This window comes from Streptococcus infantis, assembly GCF_019929665.1.
GTDB lineage: Bacteria > Bacillota > Bacilli > Lactobacillales > Streptococcaceae > Streptococcus > Streptococcus infantis_H.
In genome coordinates this window covers 46,135-63,333 of the sequence record NZ_JAHZPZ010000001.1, presented here as the reverse complement: position 1 = coordinate 63,333, position 17,199 = coordinate 46,135, and the positions used below count along the sequence as shown (strand labels likewise).

Below are 17,199 nucleotides of genomic sequence, written 5' to 3'. Positions count from 1 at the left end.
TTTACCATTCAAGCAAAAACGAACAAACATGACATTTGTTCGTTTTTTGATTTATTAAGCTTTAACTTCAATGACTGCGTCACCCTTAGCAACTGATCCAGAAGCAACTGGATTTACTGAAGCAAAGTCTGCAGTGTTTGTTACGATAACCATAGTTGTGTTATCCAGACCTGCAGCAGCAATCTTAGCTGAGTCAAATGTTCCAAGAACATCTCCAGCTTTAACCTTGTCACCTTGAGCAACTTTATGGTTGAAGCCTTCACCGTTCATTGAAACAGTATCGATACCAACGTGAATTAAGATTTCAGCACCGTTAGCTGTTCTCAATCCATAAGCATGGCCAGTTGGGAAGACGATTGTTACTTCAGCATCAGCTGGTGCATAAACAACATCTTGACTAGGTTTCACGGCGATACCTTGTCCCATAGCTCCACTTGAGAAGACTGGATCATTCACATTTGAAAGAGCAACGACATCACCAACGATTGGTGTTTGGATAACACCTTCGCTAGGTGAAACCACAGTACCAGTTACTGCTTCTTCTGTTAAACGGTCAGTTTCAGCTTCAGAAATTGCTCCTGAAACTTCTTCTACTTCATCTTCGTAACCAAACATGTAAGTAAGAGCAAAACCAAGTACAAATGATACAGCTACCATAAGAAGGTATTGTAGAAGTTGTCCGTTACCAATGTAAAGCATTGTACCAGGGATGACTGTGATACCATTACCAGTACCAGCAAGTCCAAGGATAGATGCCAATCCACCACCGATTGCACCAGCAATCAATGAAAGGAAGAATGGTTTACGGAAACGCAAGTTAACCCCGAAGATAGCAGGCTCAGTAATACCTAGGAAGGCAGAAAGAGCAGCTGGGAAAGCAAGAGTTTTAAGTTTAGGATTTTTAGTTTTCACACCAACGGCAACAGTTGCAGCACCTTGAGCAGTCATAGCTGCAGTAATGATAGCGTTGAATGGGTTAGCGTGGTCAGCAGCAAGCAATTGAACTTCAAGCAAGTTGAAGATGTGGTGAACACCTGATACGACGATTAATTGGTGAACTCCACCAATCAAGAAACCACCAAGTCCGAATGGCAAGTTAAGAATAGCTTTTGTTCCAATGAGAATGTAGTTTTCAACAACGTGAAAGACTGGTCCGATAACAAACAATCCAAGGATTGACATTACAAGGAGTGTTACAAACGGTGTTACCAAGAGGTCAAGTACATCTGGAACAACCTTACGAACTGCTTTTTCAAACTTAGCTCCGACAACCCCGATGATGAAGGCTGGAAGAACTGAACCTTGCAAACCTACAACTGGGATAAATCCGAAGAACTGCATTGCAGTTACTTCACCACCAGACGCAACAGCCCAGGCATTTGGAAGTGAATCAGATACGAGCATCATACCAAGAACGATACCAACAGCTGGGTTACCACCGAATACACGGAAAGTTGACCAAACAACCAAACCTGGCAAGATAATAAAGGCAGTGTCTGTCAAGATCTGAGTATAAGTTGTCACATCTTCTGGAAGTGTCATTCCAAGAGCAGTCAAGAGACCACGAACACCCATGAAGAGACCAGTTGCTACGATAACTGGAATGATTGGAACGAAGACGTCACCGAAAGTACGGATGGCACGTTGGAACCAATTTCCTTGTTTAGCAGCTTCTGCTTTCATTTCAGATTTTGTAGAAGTTGGCAAACCAAGAGCTACGACTTCATCGTACATCTTGTTTACTGTACCAGTACCAAAGATGATTTGGTATTGACCTGAGTTAAAGAAAGCACCTTGAACTTTTTCCAAGTTCTCGATAGCATCTTTGTTAATTTTCGCTTCATCTTTAACCATCACACGGAGGCGAGTCGCACAGTGCGCAACACTGTTAACGTTCTCACGTCCACCTAAGGCTTCGATGACTTTTTTTGCAATTTCTGTATTCGTCATTTGCAAAAATCTCCTTATAAAAAAATTTGTTCTTGTTTGAAAGCGATTTTACTCGCCTCACGAATATTATTCTATCACGTTTAAAAAATATGTCAAGCGTTTTGCAGAAAAAATTTTAGCATTTTGATTTTTTTGATTGTTTTTGATGTTTTTTAAATAAAACAAGCAATATTTTACCTATTATTGTGAGGTTTTTAAAGATTTTTTGCAAATTCTTTCATTTTTTCATTTATTTTCATAAATTTCTTCAAACTGTTTCTGCCAATCGTTTGACATTTTTTTCTTAATTTTATGATAAAAGACTTGCTTTTTTATAAGGAAACGTTTACTATAAAGATAGTAGAATTTATGGAGGGAATATAAATGGAATGGACTACCGAGCGTCGTTATAGACGCTACGAAGATTGGACACAAGAAGAAAGAAAAGAAATCCAAGAAAAGATGGCACAGTCACCATGGCATGTTGCCTATCACGTCGAACCAAAGCAAGGACTCCTTAATGATCCAAATGGCTTTTCTTATTTTGATGGCAAGTGGATTCTCTTTTATCAGAACTTTCCCTTTGGTGCAGCTCATGGTTTAAAATCTTGGGTTCAACTTGAAAGTGACGATTTGGTTCACTTTACTGAAACTGGTGTTAAAATCTTACCTGATACTCCACTTGATAGCCACGGCGCTTACTCTGGATCTGCTATGCAGTTTGGCGATCAACTGTTCTTATTTTATACAGGAAATGTTCGTGACGAAAATTGGGTACGTCACCCTTATCAAATCGGTGCTTTGATGGATACGGATGGAAAAATCGAAAAGATTGATAAAATCTTGATTGATCAACCAGCTGATGCTACTGACCACTTCCGTGATCCACAAATTTTTAACTTTAAAGGACAATACTATGCTATCGTCGGCGGTCAGGACTTGGAGAAAAAAGGATTTGTCCGTCTCTACAAAGCGGTCGATAACGATTATACAAACTGGCAAGCAGTCGGAGACCTTGACTTCAACAATGACCGTACTGCCTATATGATGGAGTGCCCGAATCTTGTCTTTGTCGGAGAACACCCTGTCCTTCTCTACTGCCCACAAGGTTTGGATAAAAAGGTTCTTGACTATGACAATATCTATCCAAATATGTATAAAATTGGTGCTTCCTTCGATCCTGAAAATGCACGTATGGTAGATGTGTCTGAACTACACAATCTAGACTATGGTTTCGAAGCCTATGCCACTCAGGCCTTCAATGCTCCTGATGGACGTGCCTTAGCAGTAAGTTGGCTTGGTTTACCAGATGTTTCTTATCCATCTGATCGCTTTGATCACCAAGGAACTTTCTCATTGGTCAAAGAATTAACCATTAAAGATGGCAAACTCTATCAGTATCCTGTAGCTGCTATCCAGGACCTCCGAGCTTCAAAAGAGGAATTTTCAAATCGTTCTGAAACTAAGAACACCTACGAACTTGAACTAAACTTAGAGGCTAATAGCCAAAGTGAAATCATCCTTCTTGCTGATAAAGACGGCAAGGGGCTCTCTATTAACTTTGACCTTGTCAATGGCCAAGTAACCGTTGATCGTAGTCAAGCAGGTGAGCAATATGCTCAAGAATTTGGAACTACTCGCTCTTGCTCAGTTACTAATCAAGCAACTACTGTCAATATCTTCATCGACAATTCAGTCTTTGAAATTTTCATCAATAAAGGAGAAAAGGTATTTTCTGGTCGTGTCTTCCCTCACAAAGATCAAAATGGAATCCTCATTAAATCTGGAAACCCAACTGGAACATACTACGAATTAGAATATGGTCGCAAAACTAACTGATGTCGCAAAATTAGCTGGCGTCAGCCCTACTACTGTTTCACGTGTCATCAACAAAAAGGGTTATCTGTCAGAAAAAACCATTCAAAAGGTTAATGATGCTATGCGTGAGCTGGGCTATAAACCCAACAACCTAGCTCGAAGTCTTCAAGGAAAATCAGCCAAGTTAATCGGTTTGATCTTCCCTAAAATCAGCCATGTTTTCTATGCTGAATTGATTGATAAATTGGAACACGAACTCTTCAAAAAAGGTTACAAGACCATCATCTGTAATAGTGAGCATGATTCAGAAAAAGAACGCGAATACATCGAAATGCTAGAAGCCAACCAGGTGGACGGCATCATTTCGGGAAGTCATAACCTTGGGATTGAGGATTACAATCGCGTAACCGCTCCGATCATTTCATTTGACCGTAACCTATCACCAGACATACCTGTCGTTTCTTCTGACAACTATGCTGGTGGTGTCCTAGCCGCTCAGACTCTGGCTAAAACTGGAGCCAAATCTATTATCATGATTACAGGAAATGACAACTCCAATTCACCAACTGGACTTCGTCATGCTGGTTTTGCTTCTATCTTACCAAAGGCTCCTATTATCAATGTTTCCAGTGATTTTTCACCCCTTCGAAAAGAAATGGAAATCAAAAATATCTTGACTAAGCAAAAACCAGATGCTATTTTCGCTTCTGATGATTTGACTGCTATTTTGGTTATTAAGATTGCCCAGGAGCTTGGTCTCTCTGTTCCTGAACAACTCAAGGTGATCGGATATGACGGGACTTATTTCATTGAAAATTACTACCCTCACCTCACTACCATTAAACAACCCTTGGAAGAGATTGCTCGCCTAACAGTTGATTTGCTCTTAAAAAAAATTGAAGGCAAAGAGGTTGCTACCACTGGTTATTTCTTGCCAGTCTCCCTTTTACCAGGTAAAAGTATTTAATACTCTTCGAAAATCTCTTCAAAACACTGTTTTGAGTAACCTATGGCTAGCTTCCTAGTTTGTTCTTTGATTTTCATTGAATATAAACAAAAAAACTCGGACTGAATCAGTCTGAGTTTTTTCTTATGATCTAAATTTTTTCAAGAGTGTTTGGGCTTTTTCTAAGTTAAAGGTTTTTTCAGCAATCAAGCTTTCTACCAACTTAGGCACTTCAGCCTCTGTGGCTCCTGCAAGGAGGGCTAGTGATTTCGCTTGAAGTTTCATGTGTCCATGCTGAATTCCTGTGCTAACAAGAGCTTTAAGAGCTGCAAAGTTTTGTGCAAGACCAATTGACACGATAATTTGAGCCAATTCCTTAGCTGATGGATGACCTAGCAACTCATGGCTGAGAACTACACGAGGATTAAGACCAATTGATCCACCCTTGGTAGCAACTGGCATCGGCATAGTTAGCTCTCCTATTAGCTCTTCTGTTTCCAAATCCATAGTCCAACGACTGAGACCTCGATAAGCACCATCATGACTGGCATAGGCATGCGCTCCTGCTTCGATGGCCCGCCAATCATTTCCAGTAGCAATCAAGAGAGCATCGATTCCATTAAAGATTCCCTTATTGTGAGTAGCTGCTCGATAAGGATCTGCTTGAGCAAACTGGCTGGCTAAAACCATTTTTTCTGCTAGTTCACGCGCTTCATCCTTCTGGCGACTCAAATAACGAAAGGCAATCCGACAAGTTGCAGTTACTAGAGAATCTGTTGCGTAGTTGGATAGAATTCCCATTAAACTTTGCCCTTGACTTAGAGCCTCTAGACTTGGTTTTAAAGCTTCAAGCATGGTATTGAGCATATTAGCTCCCATGGCTTCCTGAGTATCGACATGGAGATAAACCACTAAAAAGTCAGCCTCACCAGAAATTTTCTCAACTGTTAGCTCTCTGGCTCCACCACCACGTTTGACAATAGATGGATAGGCTTGGTTTGCTTGTTCGAGTAGCTCTGCCTTCTGACTCAAAATAGCCTGACATGCTTTATCCCTATCTGGAACCTGATAAAGAGCTACCTGACCAATCATTTGGCGTTGATGAACCTGAGCAGTAAAACCACCCGCACGTTTGATAATCTTACTAGCAAAACTAGCCGCAGCAACGACGGATGGTTCTTCTGTTACATAAGGAACTGTGTACTCTTGACCATTTACCAACACTTCTGGAACTACTGAGTATGGAAGTGAGAAGGTCCCCACTACATTTTCACTCAGTTGGTCCGCAACTGCTATACTAAGATTTTCATTTTGCTCAAGACTTTCTTGGGCTTCCATAGAAGTAAGCGCCTGAGACTTAACGAACTCAAGGCGCTCTTGAATTGATTTTTTAGCAAATCCATTCCAATTTTTTTTCATTATTTTTCAACCTTGCTGTAGCGACGTTGGTGTTCTACAATCTCAACCAGAGCATAGTCCTGTCCTTCATAGCCTGACATGGTTGCAGAACCTGACTCATCCAAGTTTGCTTCCTCAAAGAAGATTCGTTCATAATCAGCTACGCTCAATGCTTGACGCTGGTCTAGCAATTCTAAGCGATTTTTCTGCAATTGCTGTTCATAGCCTTCAACCAATTCCACACTGAAGAACTCAGATACAGCACCACTTCCGTAGCTATAGAGAGCTAGCTTGTCCCCTGCTTTGAGACTATCAGAATTTTCAAGAAGAGACAAGAGTCCTAAAAAGAGTGAACCTGTATAGATATTCCCAACCTTTTGGCTGTAAATAATGGACTCATCAAAGTGTTTTTGAAGTAAATCCTTTTTCTCTTGAAGTAGAGATTTATCAAGAATTTTTTTCAATCCCTTGAGAGCTAGCTTTGGATATGGCAAATGGAAACAAATAGCTTCAAAATCATTCAAGTCGCAATCATAACGCTTTTGGTACTCTTCCCAAGTCGTTTTTAAGCTATCCAAATACTGCTGTGTTGAGTAGACTCCATTTACAAATGGGGTCGTTGAATAATTTGGACGCCAAAAGTCCATGATATCACGAGTCTGCGCAACGTTATCGTTGTTGAAGACCATAACACGTGGATTTTGACTAATCAACATGGCAACACAACCTGCTCCTTGAGTTGGTTCCCCAGGAGTTTCGACACCATATTTTGCAATATCACTAGCTAGTACCAAAACTTTTGATTTAGGAGAATTTTCTACGTGTAACTTAGCATAGTGAAGGGCCGCAGTTGCACCATAGCAAGCTTCTTTGATTTCAAAACTACGAGCAAAAGGTTGAATTCCAAGTAGACCGTGTACAAAAACCGCAGCCGCCTTACTTTGATCGACTCCAGATTCTGTCGCTACGATAACCATATCAATCTCTTGCTTCTCTTCTTCAGTCAGGATAGAATTTCCTGCACTGGCAGCCAAGGTAACAATATCCTCTGTTAAAGGAGCGATACTCAATTCTTTTAAAAGGAGTCCTTTACTCAATTTTTCAGGATCAGTCCCTCGAGCTTCTGCTAAATCTTGTAATTTCAAAACGTATTGACTGGTCGCAAAACCAATCTTATCAATACCGATTGTCATATTTACCTCTATTTTTATCATTCATTGTAAAAATTCGTTCACCTCTATTTTATCATAATTGAGGTCAAATGAGCGAAAAAAGACTTGATTCCCCAAATCAAGTTCATTTCTATCGTCGTTCTCATGTTCTTTCAGCCACTCTACCCACGAAAAAATCGAGACTTAGCTAGCTCGATTCTTTTTGAGATAGTGATACAACTTCAGTACAACTGTCCCACTTGCCATTCCTATAGAGATAACAAGGGCCAACATCATCACCAACATTGCACTGGCAATGGCGTTTCTATAGTCGCCTGTCACAAAAAATGAAGTCGTTCGATAAGAGAGATAACCTGGTACCAGCGGAGCCAAGATGGCCAAAGCAAACACAACGGCTGGTGTTTTGTAGAGAATACTCATAATCTGGCTGATACAAGAACCAATTACAGCGGCAATAAAGGTCGCCAAAATAACATTAGTTGGCTCCTTGAGTATTAGATAGAGGAGCCATATTGACATTCCCAAAACTCCACCAGGAATCAGCATGGAACGTTGGACGTTTAAAACGATTAAAAAAGTGATAATTGCTAGCAGACTAGCTAGAGCCTGCAATAAAAATGTTGTTAGAGTCATATTAGTTCATGAGTACGAGGGCGACAGAGGTGCCTGCCCCTAAGGCAAGGGTAACCAGCAAAGATTCAAACATCTTGCTCATACCAGAGTTAATGTGATTGGTCATGATATCTCTAACAGCATTAGTCAGGGCAATTCCTGGTACAAATGGCATGACCGCACCTGCAATGACCAAATCAGCTGTAGAGGGTAATCCAGAATAGCGCGCCCAAAATTGTGCAATCAAGCCAAAAACAAGAGCACCTGCAAAAGCTGTCATAAAGGGAATTCGAATAAATTTTTCTACGTAAAGGGAAAAGGTGAAAGCGAATATGGTCGCTACTCCTGCACCAATGGCATCGTAGACATTCCCCCCGAACATGATAGAGAAGAAGGGAGCACTAAGGGTCGCTGCAGCGGTTAGCTGAACATTGGTGTAGGGAGATGCCTTGACATTTAATTGCTTGAGTTGAATAAAGGCTGTCTCCAAATCAAGCTGTCCTGATACAAGCTGCCGTGAAATCTGATTGACATCACACACCTTCTCAATATTATAAGCAGAGGAGGTTACTCGTTTCATTCGAGAGATATTTGTATTTTCAATGGAGAAAAAAATAGCTGCAGGCATGGCCAAAACATTACAATCCATAATGCCTTGTGAATGAGCAATTCGAATCATGGTGTCTTCGACACGATAGATTTCAGATCCATTGCGAAGCAGAATTGTTCCTGCTAACATAATGACATCAATGACTGCATTCAGTTTTTTTGATTCGTCCATGTTCCCCTCCTTTTTAAACTCCTTTTATTTTATCATAAATTTGAAGGAAAAAAAATCTTTGTCACAAAAACTGTGACAAAGATTGGATTATGTATATGGAGTCTATTGATTTCGTTGACTTCCATTTCCATCTTGTGTAGGTGTTGTTGGATGATTGTCTTGTGTTGAGCTTGTAGTATCAGTTTGACCAGAATTATGTTCTGACGAAGGTTGACTAATTGATGGTGAAGTTTTTTTAGGTTTATAAATATATAGTTTAACTATCGGATTGCTTAAATCTAGTTTTTCATCTGGTGCAGGACTTTGTTTCGCAATCTCACCTTCTTTAATTCCTTCTTGTGCTATCTCCACCTCTTTAATTTCAATTCTATCTTCATTAATACCTAAACTTTTAAGATTATTTTTTGCAAATTCAAGAGTATATCCAGCATAGTTTGGCATGGTCACAGTTGTCACCTTTTTCTTTTTAGCAACTGTCAAAACGATAGAAGTGGCCTTAGTAAGATCATAGGTCGTACCTTCTGAAAGGCTCTGTTTCAAAACCACACCGGGTTCCCATTCACTAGACTCTTCTTCCTCAATCTTAATAAGATTTCCAGGAACTTTTTTCCCTTTCAACTCTGCAATGACGTCTGTAGAATTGCGTCCAATATAATTTCCAATCTTAAATGATTGCTGACCTGAAGAGATAATAAGATTAACTTTTGTTCCTTCTTTTCGTGCCGAGCCAGCATCTGGATCTGTTCGAATCACTCGACCTTCTTCGACAGTATCACTAGCTTCGGTCTTCTCCTCACCAATCTCAAAATTCGCTTTTTTAAGGTTTTCCTTAGCTTCAGCTACAGTTTGACCTGCAACTTTTGGAATCTCAACAGTAGCTGGTGTTTTGGATACTATCCAAAAGAGAGAAGCCAAAACAAGTATAAAGCTAGCTAGAAGCACCAAATACCTTGCTTTGAAACGGCGTTTCTTGACTGGTTTTGCAACAGTTTCTTTACTAGTTGCCTTTTGGACCGGCTTTTGGCTCTGAGGACTTTCTTCCTTTGGTTGCACCTTAGGAATCGCTGTTAAAGTAGATTGTGAAATTTTCGGTAAGGTTTTTGTGTCAACTTTACTTGTATCTTCAAATACCAGCTTTGGTTCATTGCGACGGTTATAAGAAAGACTGCTCAATAAGTCAACATACATCTCTGAAACCGTTTGGTAACGGTCTGTTAACTTTTTAGCTGTCGCTTTTATAACCACGTTTTCCAAGGATTGTGGCACAAATGGGTTTTCTGCAATGACCGAAGGAAGTGGTTTTTGGAAATGCTGAAGTGCAATCGTAACAGCACTATCTCCATCATATGGAATATGACCCGTCAACATTTCAAAGAAAATAATTCCCATTGCATAAATATCACTCTGTATGGTCGCCTTAGAACCACGCGCCTGCTCAGGTGATAGATAGTGAACAGAACCCAACATGGAGTTGGTCTGTGTCAAACTGGTTTCTGCAAAGGCCACTGCAATCCCAAAGTCAGTAACTTTTGCGGTTCCATCAGGAGTCAAGAGTATATTTTGAGGTTTTAAATCACGGTGAATAATCCCCTTCGCATGCGCCAAACGCATAGCCAAGAGAATTTGACCCATGATACGAACAGCTTCCTCGTTTGATAGAGGGTGGTGTTCTTTAATATAACGTTTGAGGTCAAGCCCAGCTACATATTCCATAGCTAGATATTGTTGACCGTCTTCTTCACCGATATCCGTAATTCGAACGATATGAGGATGATCTAGGTCCGCCATCGCACGTGCTTCACGCTGAAAACGTGCAACAGCGATTGGGTCCGTTTGGTAGTTGGTCCTCAGAACCTTCACCGCTACCTCTTCCCCATCCAGAATCAAATCTTTGGCCAGGTAGACATCTGCCATCCCACCACGGCCAATTTGTTTGATAATCCGATATCGTCCGGCAAATATCTTGCCGATCTGGATCATTTTGATTCCTCCTCAATCGCAATCAAGGCAACAGTAATGTTGTCAAGCCCTCCGGCATTGTTTGCAAATCGCACTAAGGTTGCCGCCTTGTCTTCAAGTGAAATATCACTTGTCACGATGTCATAGATTTCACTTCCTGAAATCATATTCGTGAGACCATCACTGTTCATAACGATATAGTCACCAGGTTCCAAGCTTACAATCCCTAAATCAGGTTGAATCTCATCTTTTTGTCCAATAGACTGGGTAATGATATTTTTTTGTGGATGCGCTTCAGCTTCTTCAGGTGTTAATTGACCTGCCTTGAGTAACTCATTGACTAATGAATGATCACTCGTTAATTGGTGGTACTCTTCTCCACGAACTAAGCCGATACGAGAATCCCCAATATGAGCATAGATGGCTTGGTTATCAATGATTGCAAGGGCTTCTAGAGTTGTACCCATTCCTTTATATGCTTCATCACGCCCCAATTGATAAATCTTTTGATTTTCAATTTCTAGGTGTTCTGCAAACCATTCACGAACTTCATTCACGGTATCGATCTGAGTATCTACCCAGGAAACACCTAAATCCGTTACTGCCATCTCACTGGCAATATTACCTGCTCGGTGTCCTCCCATCCCGTCAGCCAAGATAATCATCGTACGACCGGCACGGTTGACAAAAAGATTGACATAGTCTTGATTATTTGTACGTTTCTGACCCACATCTGTTAATAATGAAATCTCCATTGTGTCAGTTCCTTCCTAATTGGATATCTTACGAAATTGGCTGATAAAGAATCCATCACTTCCGTACAATTCTGGAGTAATGAGGATGCAGCCATCTTTTAGGATATCCTTGCATTCGTGTTCTAGTTTAACCTGCTCGAACTCTGGATGACTTTCTAAAAATGCTTGAACAACTTGAAAGTTCTCCTCGGAGACAATAGTGCAGGTACTATAAGTTATTATACCACCTTTACGTAGCGTTTGACAAACACTACCTAATATTTCCAACTGAATTTCCTGTAATGACGCGAAATCAGCAGTGTCTTTGTTATATTTGATATCTGGTTTCCGACGTAAAAGTCCAATCCCTGAACAAGGGGCATCGACTAGAATCTTATCAAATTGATTCTTGCCAAAAAACTCATGCACTTTTCGAGCATCCAGTTTTTGCGTTTGCACACAATCTGCTACACCTAGACGCTCCGCATTTTCTCGAATCAAAGTGAGTTTATGGTCGTAGAAATCCAGAGCTGTTACCTGACCTGTCGTTAGATAAGACGCCATATGGGCTGTCTTGCCACCAGGAGCCGCACAGGCATCCAGGACCTGTTCATCACCTTGTAGATCAAGAGTCGGAGCAACCAATTGACTGGACTCGTCTTGGATGGTTATAGCCCCTTCTGCGAACAAATCATGTCCTGCAAAGTGGCCTTGCTCCTTGACCAGACCAGTATTTGATAAAACAGAATCACTTGCTCCAAGCAATTTTTTGATTTCTTCTTTTCGACTTAAATCGGTCACTCGAATACTGGCTTTGTTACGCTTGAGTAGACTTTCAAAAATCGCTTGCGCTCTCTCTTCTCCGTACTCTTCCTTTATCTTAGAAACCAACCACACTGGTAAAGAGTATGCGATGGAATCACGCTTGTTCTTACGCTTGATACTGGCAATATCTGGCAAACCTTCTCGCAAGATACGGCGAAGGACTGCATTGACCAATTTTTCGCTACCCTTTTTACGAAGTTTTGCAATTTCTACCGCTTCATTGACCACTGCATGATCAGGAAGCTTATCCAAGTATTGGAGTTGATAGACGCTCATGAGAAGCAAAACATAGAGCCAGCTGTCTAGCTTGTCTCTATCCTCAATAAAGTGAGACAAATACCATTCCAAAGTTAGTTTACGAGCTACGGTTCCATAAACAAGCTCTGTCACCAAACCTTTGTCAGTTGCTGACAGTTGACTTCCCTTGAGGTGTTTATTTAAGGCGATATTGGAGTAGGCTTGATTGACAAAGACATCCTCTAGCACCTTTAAGGCTGAGTTTCTAGCCGTTTCTACTTTAGTCACCAAATCGTTCTCCTACAGCCAAACTTCGTCCAACACCGTTGAGGAAGGAAGCAATGTCCATTTTAGGTTTTCCTGCTGGTTGAACCTGTTTGAGAGATAGAGCTCCTTCTGCTGTTGCGACAATCAATTCTTTCTTTCCGATGGAGAGTATCTCACCCGGATTCCCCTGACCTTCTACAGGTAGGGCTTCATAGATTTTGAAGCGTTCTCCCTTGAGGAAGGTATGAGCAACTGGCCATGGATTCATCCCACGGATTTGGTTGAAAAGTTGACGGTTGGTCTTGTTCCAGTCCAGTTTCTCCTCCTCTGGTTTGATATTTGGTGAGAAAGTTACTTGGCTTGGGTCTTGCGGTTGAGGCTGAATTTCACCAGCTATATAAGCAGGTAGAGTTTCCAAAAGCAAATCACGCCCAACAATGGCCAATTTTTCAAACAAAGTTCCTACATTGTCCTCATCAGTAATGGGAATACTGCGACGGGAAATCATGTCCCCTGCATCCAATTCCTTGACCATTTCCATAATGGTTACTCCTGCTTCTTCATCACCTTGAATCAAGGCATAATGGATAGGAGCTCCACCACGGTGTTTGGGAAGGAGGGAGGCGTGAACATTGACTGCAAAATCCATGCTATCAAGGAGTTTACTTGGGAGAAATTGTCCAAAAGCTGCAGTCACAATGCCGTCAGCTCCCAAATTCATGATAGCTTCCATCTCTGGACTACCCGATAATTTTTCTGGTTGGTAGATAGGCAGACCTGCCTCTTTGGCAGCTTGTTTCACTGGGGTCTCCTGGATAACTTTTTTACGGCCGACCGCACGATCTGGCTGAGTTACAACCGCTACAATCTCGTAGCGGTCATCTGACAAAAGCCCCTTTAAAACAGTTGCTGAAAAATTGGGAGTTCCCATAAAGATTAGTTTTGTCATCTTTTCTCCTTCTATAAAAATTGTTGCGGTTCGTTGTCAATACTGAGACGAAGTTCGCTATTTTCACGTTCTTGAGTTAGGGCTAAGACCTGATTAAGGGTTGAAGCTAACTCATCTTCTAAACGGTATTTAATCAAAATTTGGTAATGATAGAGGTTATGAGTACGAGCGATAGGTTTTGGCGTTGGTCCAAGGATAATACTAGCATCCGACAAACCTGACCGCAAAATATCCATGACTTGATAAGCACGTCTAAGAACCTCTTCTTCTTTTTTATGAGATAAGGTGATTCCAATAGTGAAATAATAAGGTGGATAACCCAACTGACGTCTGATACCCATTTCATAGGTATAGAAACCTTCGTAGTCCTGATCCTTGGCAAATCGAATGGCATAGTGTTGTGGATTATAGGACTGAATCAAGACCTGACCTGCCTTTTCAGCACGACCGGCGCGACCTGCCACCTGGGTCAAGAGTTGGAAGGTTCTCTCAGAAGAACGAAAATCAGGCAGGTTCAAGGCTGTGTCCGCATTGAGAACACCAACCAAGGTCACATTTGGAAAATCCAAGCCCTTGGCAATCATCTGGGTTCCTAGCAATATGTCCGCTTCACCATTGCCAAATTGTTCAAGTAAAGCTTGGTGACTGCCTTTTTTACGAGTGGTATCCACATCCATGCGTAGAATGCGTGCCTCTGGAAAGAGTTCCGCTAGCTCATCGTAAGCCTTCTGTGTCCCCGTTCCATAATAGCGAATACTACGACTCTGACAGTTAGGACAGACATGGGGGATTTCTTTAGAAAATCCACAATAATGACAGTTCATAGTCTTAGTATCCATATGTAGCGTCAAGGAAATATCGCAGTTTGGACAGGTATCAACAGTCCCACATTCTCGGCACATGACAAAGCTAGAATAACCACGACGATTGAGCATGAGAACAACCTGCTCTTTTTTATCCAGTCGATCTTGAATGGCCTCAATCAGTGGTGGTGTAAAGTTTGATGTTTCATTCTGCCCAATGTAATCACGGAAGTCAATGAGTTGAACTTCAGGAATACTTGCTAAAGGATTGGCACGTTGAGTCAGACGTAGATGTTGATAAACACCCTTACCAGCACGCGCACGGCTTTCTAGACTCGGTGTTGCAGAACCAAGGACTAGGGCAGCTTGATTGTACTGGGCACGTAAAAGAGCCACATCTCTAGCATGGTAGCGAGGATTGCTATCTTGCTTATAACTAGCCTCATGCTCTTCATCAATAATGATAACACCTAAATTTTTCAAAGGTGCAAAAATAGCAGACCTGGCCCCAACAACTACCTGAGCATCTCCACGCTCCACCTTGCGCCACTCATCATACTTTTCACCATTGGACAACCCAGAGTGGAGGATGGCGACTTTATCGCCAAACCGAGCAATAAAGCGCTCTGTCATTTGAGGTGTCAGAGAGATTTCCGGAACTAGAACAATCGCTGTTTTTCCCATATCCAAGGCACCTTGGATAATCTGTAGGTAAACCTCGGTTTTCCCACTTCCTGTGATTCCTTGAAGGAGAAATGGAGGGTGTTTCTTCCCAATCGCTCCAACAACCGCCTCACAGGCTAGTTTTTGCTCTGGGTTTAACTCTAAGGCTTGATTTGACTCGATTCCTTCAAAGTAGGCAGCTGAACGTTGTACTTCTTTTTGAAGGATCGTCAAAGCACCCTGTTCCACAAAGAAATTGATTTGTTGCCGAGAGTAATGTTCTAACAAAGCAGCCAAAGGAGTACTTTCTGGATGTGCTAATAAATAATCTCGCAGTTCCAATTTCTTCTTGGCACGGTTTGAGATTTCTAGCTTTTCTAATTTGTCAAGATTCACTTGAATCCAAGACTGTGTTTTAACCTTCTTCTGGTCTATAGCCTGATACTCGAGTTTCAAGAGCCCTTTGCGAGTCAATCGCATCATCTCCGCCTGCTTTTTCAAATCAAGTGATGAAAATGCTAAGGACTCTTGCGAACCGAATAAGCGTTCCTTTTCCTCCTGACTCAAGCCTTCCAGAGGATAGAGGATTTTATCATAGCTAGAATTCAAAAATCCTGGAAGCATAGCTTTTAGAATAGAAATCTTGTATGAAAAAACTGACTTACGTAGTTCTTCGGCTAGCCAGAGTTGTTCCTCCGTTAAGACAGGAGAAAAGTCCAGCACCTCAGCAATTTCTTTCAAGTCCTCATCTGCCATTTCCGATTCTTGTTCCATTCCAAGAACAATCCCTTGAATCAAGCGATTGGCCTTCCCAAAAGGCACATGAACTCGCATACCAACTTCCAGCATTCCTTCAAATTCCTCTGGAATCTTGTAGCTATAGGGCTGGTCTGTCTGCATCAAAGGAACATCCACAATGATTTTTGCAATAGCCATATCCTCACCTCCTTCTTTACTTAAATCGTTTTAATTGATTGAGTATTCTTGCAATAGAAAAAATAAGATTGAGTCCCCCCAACCTTAAATTTTTTCACCTTCTTCTTTTTCTTTCGCGATTTGCTCTTTAATTTTCTTTTCTTCTTCTTCTCTCAATCGTCTTTCTTCTTCGATACGACGACGAACAGCTTCGCGTTTTCCTTCTGGATCTGGGTGGATGGTTACATTCCCTGATTCAATTTCTTCCAAGGCACGAAGTGTAGATTTTTCAGATTTGAATTCTTGTGTTGGAGTTGCTCCAGCTTCTAATTCGTGAGCACGTTTTGCTTCCAAGATGACGAGTGAATATTTTGATGGTACCTTGTCAAGCAAGGTATCAATAGAGGGTTTAAGCATCATTTGTTTGTACCTGTTTTCTATAGTTTATCGAATAGTCGGAGACTTTGGTAGCATATCCTGGTAGTGACCGATGACACGATCGACGCGGAAATGTTCTGCTTCAATCACACGTTTGACACGTTCTGCGGCAAGAGGAACATGATCATTGACAATAGCATAGTCGTACTCACGCATCAAAGCAATTTCTTCTTTGGCTTTTTCGATACGCTGGGCGATCACTTCTGCACTATCGGTACCACGGCCTACGAGACGATCTTGCAATTCTTCCAAATCTGGTGGTGTCAAAAAGATAAAGACCGCATCTGGAACTTTTTTCTTGACCTGAAGAGCTCCCTGCACTTCAATTTCAAGGAAGACGTCAATCCCCTTATCAAGGGTTTCATTGACATAGGTCAGAGGAGTTCCGTAGTAGTTACCTACATACTCTGCATACTCTAACATCTGTCCTTGACGGATCAATTCTTCAAATTCTTCACGCGTACGGAAGAAATAGTCAACTCCGTCTACTTCACCTGGACGTTGCGCCCGCGTTGTCATAGATACAGAATATTGGAATTGGTTTTCAGAACTCTCAAAAATTTCTCGTCTAACCGTTCCTTTCCCAACTCCCGAAGGACCTGAAAAAACGATTAGTAAGCCACGGTCTGCCATGATGTCTCCTTTGGATAGTTTGTGAAATGCCTTGAAAATTCATTCAGAATTCTCTTTGTGAAGGCATTTCTGCTTACTACAATCTTTCTATCTAGTGTAACAAAAAAGCAGTAATTTTTC

Annotated in this window: 14 protein-coding genes; 2 read left to right on the top strand and 12 right to left on the bottom strand. The window is 41.4% G+C overall.

Going from position 1 to position 17,199, the window contains the following annotated elements; genetic code table 11:
• Nucleotides 1-54: 54 nt before the first annotated feature.
• Nucleotides 55-1,950 carry a sucrose-specific PTS transporter subunit IIBC gene (locus tag K1I61_RS00335; RefSeq protein WP_223332598.1) on the bottom strand — a complete coding sequence of 632 codons (1,896 nt, stop codon included), beginning with the start codon at nucleotides 1,948-1,950 and terminating at the stop codon, nucleotides 55-57.
• Nucleotides 1,951-2,313: 363 nt separating this feature from the next.
• On the opposite strand from K1I61_RS00335, the gene K1I61_RS00330 reads away from it, so the two are divergent.
• Both K1I61_RS00330 and K1I61_RS00325 read left to right on the top strand, forming a co-directional pair.
• Nucleotides 2,314-3,768, top strand: a complete 1,455-nt coding sequence (locus K1I61_RS00330) for a sucrose-6-phosphate hydrolase (RefSeq protein WP_223332596.1) — start codon at nucleotides 2,314-2,316, stop codon at nucleotides 3,766-3,768.
• The gene (locus tag K1I61_RS00325) at nucleotides 3,749-4,714 is read left to right on the top strand and encodes a LacI family DNA-binding transcriptional regulator (protein ID WP_223332594.1); all 966 of its coding nucleotides are present in this window, start codon (nucleotides 3,749-3,751) and stop codon (nucleotides 4,712-4,714) included. Before K1I61_RS00330 ends, K1I61_RS00325 begins: the two co-directional genes overlap by 20 nt.
• Nucleotides 4,715-4,837: 123 nt before the next feature.
• Here K1I61_RS00325 and K1I61_RS00320 read toward each other — a convergent pair whose 3' ends face one another.
• The 11 genes from K1I61_RS00320 to gmk all read right to left on the bottom strand — a co-directional run bounded on the left by K1I61_RS00320 (nucleotide 4,838) and on the right by gmk (nucleotide 17,079).
• Nucleotides 4,838-6,112 (bottom strand): hydroxymethylglutaryl-CoA reductase, degradative, encoded by a 1,275-nt coding sequence (locus tag K1I61_RS00320; protein WP_223332592.1) that lies wholly within the window; start codon nucleotides 6,110-6,112, stop codon nucleotides 4,838-4,840.
• Entirely contained in the window at nucleotides 6,112-7,284 is a 1,173-nt protein-coding gene (locus K1I61_RS00315) for a hydroxymethylglutaryl-CoA synthase (RefSeq protein WP_036759237.1), read from the bottom strand. Before K1I61_RS00315 ends, K1I61_RS00320 begins: the two co-directional genes overlap by 1 nt.
• A 162-nt stretch (nucleotides 7,285-7,446) precedes the next feature.
• Nucleotides 7,447-7,896, bottom strand: coding sequence for a threonine/serine exporter family protein (locus K1I61_RS00310; protein WP_006148936.1), 450 nt, complete (start codon nucleotides 7,894-7,896; stop codon nucleotides 7,447-7,449).
• A 1-nt stretch (nucleotide 7,897) separates the two neighbouring features.
• The gene (locus K1I61_RS00305; protein WP_223332591.1) at nucleotides 7,898-8,656 is read right to left on the bottom strand and encodes a threonine/serine exporter family protein; all 759 of its coding nucleotides are present in this window, start codon (nucleotides 8,654-8,656) and stop codon (nucleotides 7,898-7,900) included.
• A 102-nt stretch (nucleotides 8,657-8,758) separates the two neighbouring features.
• Nucleotides 8,759-10,636: a Stk1 family PASTA domain-containing Ser/Thr kinase gene (gene pknB, locus K1I61_RS00300; RefSeq protein WP_223332590.1), complete on the bottom strand. Its 1,878-nt coding sequence runs from the start codon at nucleotides 10,634-10,636 to the stop codon at nucleotides 8,759-8,761.
• Entirely contained in the window at nucleotides 10,633-11,370 is a 738-nt protein-coding gene (locus tag K1I61_RS00295) for a Stp1/IreP family PP2C-type Ser/Thr phosphatase (RefSeq protein ID WP_223332589.1), read from the bottom strand. Before K1I61_RS00295 ends, pknB begins: the two co-directional genes overlap by 4 nt.
• A 15-nt stretch (nucleotides 11,371-11,385) precedes the next feature.
• Entirely contained in the window at nucleotides 11,386-12,699 is a 1,314-nt protein-coding gene (rsmB, locus tag K1I61_RS00290; protein ID WP_223332588.1) for a 16S rRNA (cytosine(967)-C(5))-methyltransferase RsmB, read from the bottom strand.
• On the bottom strand, nucleotides 12,692-13,627 hold the full coding sequence (gene fmt / locus K1I61_RS00285; protein WP_223332587.1) for a methionyl-tRNA formyltransferase: 936 nt from the start codon (nucleotides 13,625-13,627) through the stop codon (nucleotides 12,692-12,694). Before fmt ends, rsmB begins: the two co-directional genes overlap by 8 nt.
• Before the next feature lie 11 nt (nucleotides 13,628-13,638).
• Nucleotides 13,639-16,029 (bottom strand): primosomal protein N', encoded by a 2,391-nt coding sequence (locus K1I61_RS00280; protein WP_223332586.1) that lies wholly within the window; start codon nucleotides 16,027-16,029, stop codon nucleotides 13,639-13,641.
• An 84-nt stretch (nucleotides 16,030-16,113) separates the two neighbouring features.
• A complete protein-coding gene (rpoZ, locus tag K1I61_RS00275; protein ID WP_004251389.1) occupies nucleotides 16,114-16,428 on the bottom strand; it encodes a DNA-directed RNA polymerase subunit omega in 315 nt (104 codons plus the stop codon).
• 24 nt (nucleotides 16,429-16,452) lie between these two features.
• Nucleotides 16,453-17,079 (bottom strand): guanylate kinase, encoded by a 627-nt coding sequence (gmk, locus tag K1I61_RS00270; RefSeq protein ID WP_000775049.1) that lies wholly within the window; start codon nucleotides 17,077-17,079, stop codon nucleotides 16,453-16,455.
• Between the last annotated feature and the right edge of the window lie 120 nt (nucleotides 17,080-17,199).

What these genes read in the sequence shown, in the direction of transcription:
- fmt (WP_223332587.1), bottom strand. Translation starts at nt 13,627, where the DNA reads ATGACAAAACTAATCTTTATGGGAACTCCCAATTTTTCAGCAACTGTT.
- K1I61_RS00330 (WP_223332596.1), top strand. Translation starts at nt 2,314, where the DNA reads ATGGAATGGACTACCGAGCGTCGTTATAGACGCTACGAAGATTGGACA.
- K1I61_RS00295 (WP_223332589.1), bottom strand. Translation starts at nt 11,370, where the DNA reads ATGGAGATTTCATTATTAACAGATGTGGGTCAGAAACGTACAAATAAT.
- K1I61_RS00335 (WP_223332598.1), bottom strand. Translation starts at nt 1,950, where the DNA reads ATGACGAATACAGAAATTGCAAAAAAAGTCATCGAAGCCTTAGGTGGA.
- K1I61_RS00310 (WP_006148936.1), bottom strand. Translation starts at nt 7,896, where the DNA reads ATGACTCTAACAACATTTTTATTGCAGGCTCTAGCTAGTCTGCTAGCA.
- K1I61_RS00280 (WP_223332586.1), bottom strand. Translation starts at nt 16,029, where the DNA reads ATGGCTATTGCAAAAATCATTGTGGATGTTCCTTTGATGCAGACAGAC.
- gmk (WP_000775049.1), bottom strand. Translation starts at nt 17,079, where the DNA reads ATGGCAGACCGTGGCTTACTAATCGTTTTTTCAGGTCCTTCGGGAGTT.
- K1I61_RS00315 (WP_036759237.1), bottom strand. Translation starts at nt 7,284, where the DNA reads ATGACAATCGGTATTGATAAGATTGGTTTTGCGACCAGTCAATACGTT.
- pknB (WP_223332590.1), bottom strand. Translation starts at nt 10,636, where the DNA reads ATGATCCAGATCGGCAAGATATTTGCCGGACGATATCGGATTATCAAA.
- rpoZ (WP_004251389.1), bottom strand. Translation starts at nt 16,428, where the DNA reads ATGATGCTTAAACCCTCTATTGATACCTTGCTTGACAAGGTACCATCA.
- K1I61_RS00320 (WP_223332592.1), bottom strand. Translation starts at nt 6,112, where the DNA reads ATGAAAAAAAATTGGAATGGATTTGCTAAAAAATCAATTCAAGAGCGC.
- K1I61_RS00305 (WP_223332591.1), bottom strand. Translation starts at nt 8,656, where the DNA reads ATGGACGAATCAAAAAAACTGAATGCAGTCATTGATGTCATTATGTTA.
- K1I61_RS00325 (WP_223332594.1), top strand. Translation starts at nt 3,749, where the DNA reads ATGGTCGCAAAACTAACTGATGTCGCAAAATTAGCTGGCGTCAGCCCT.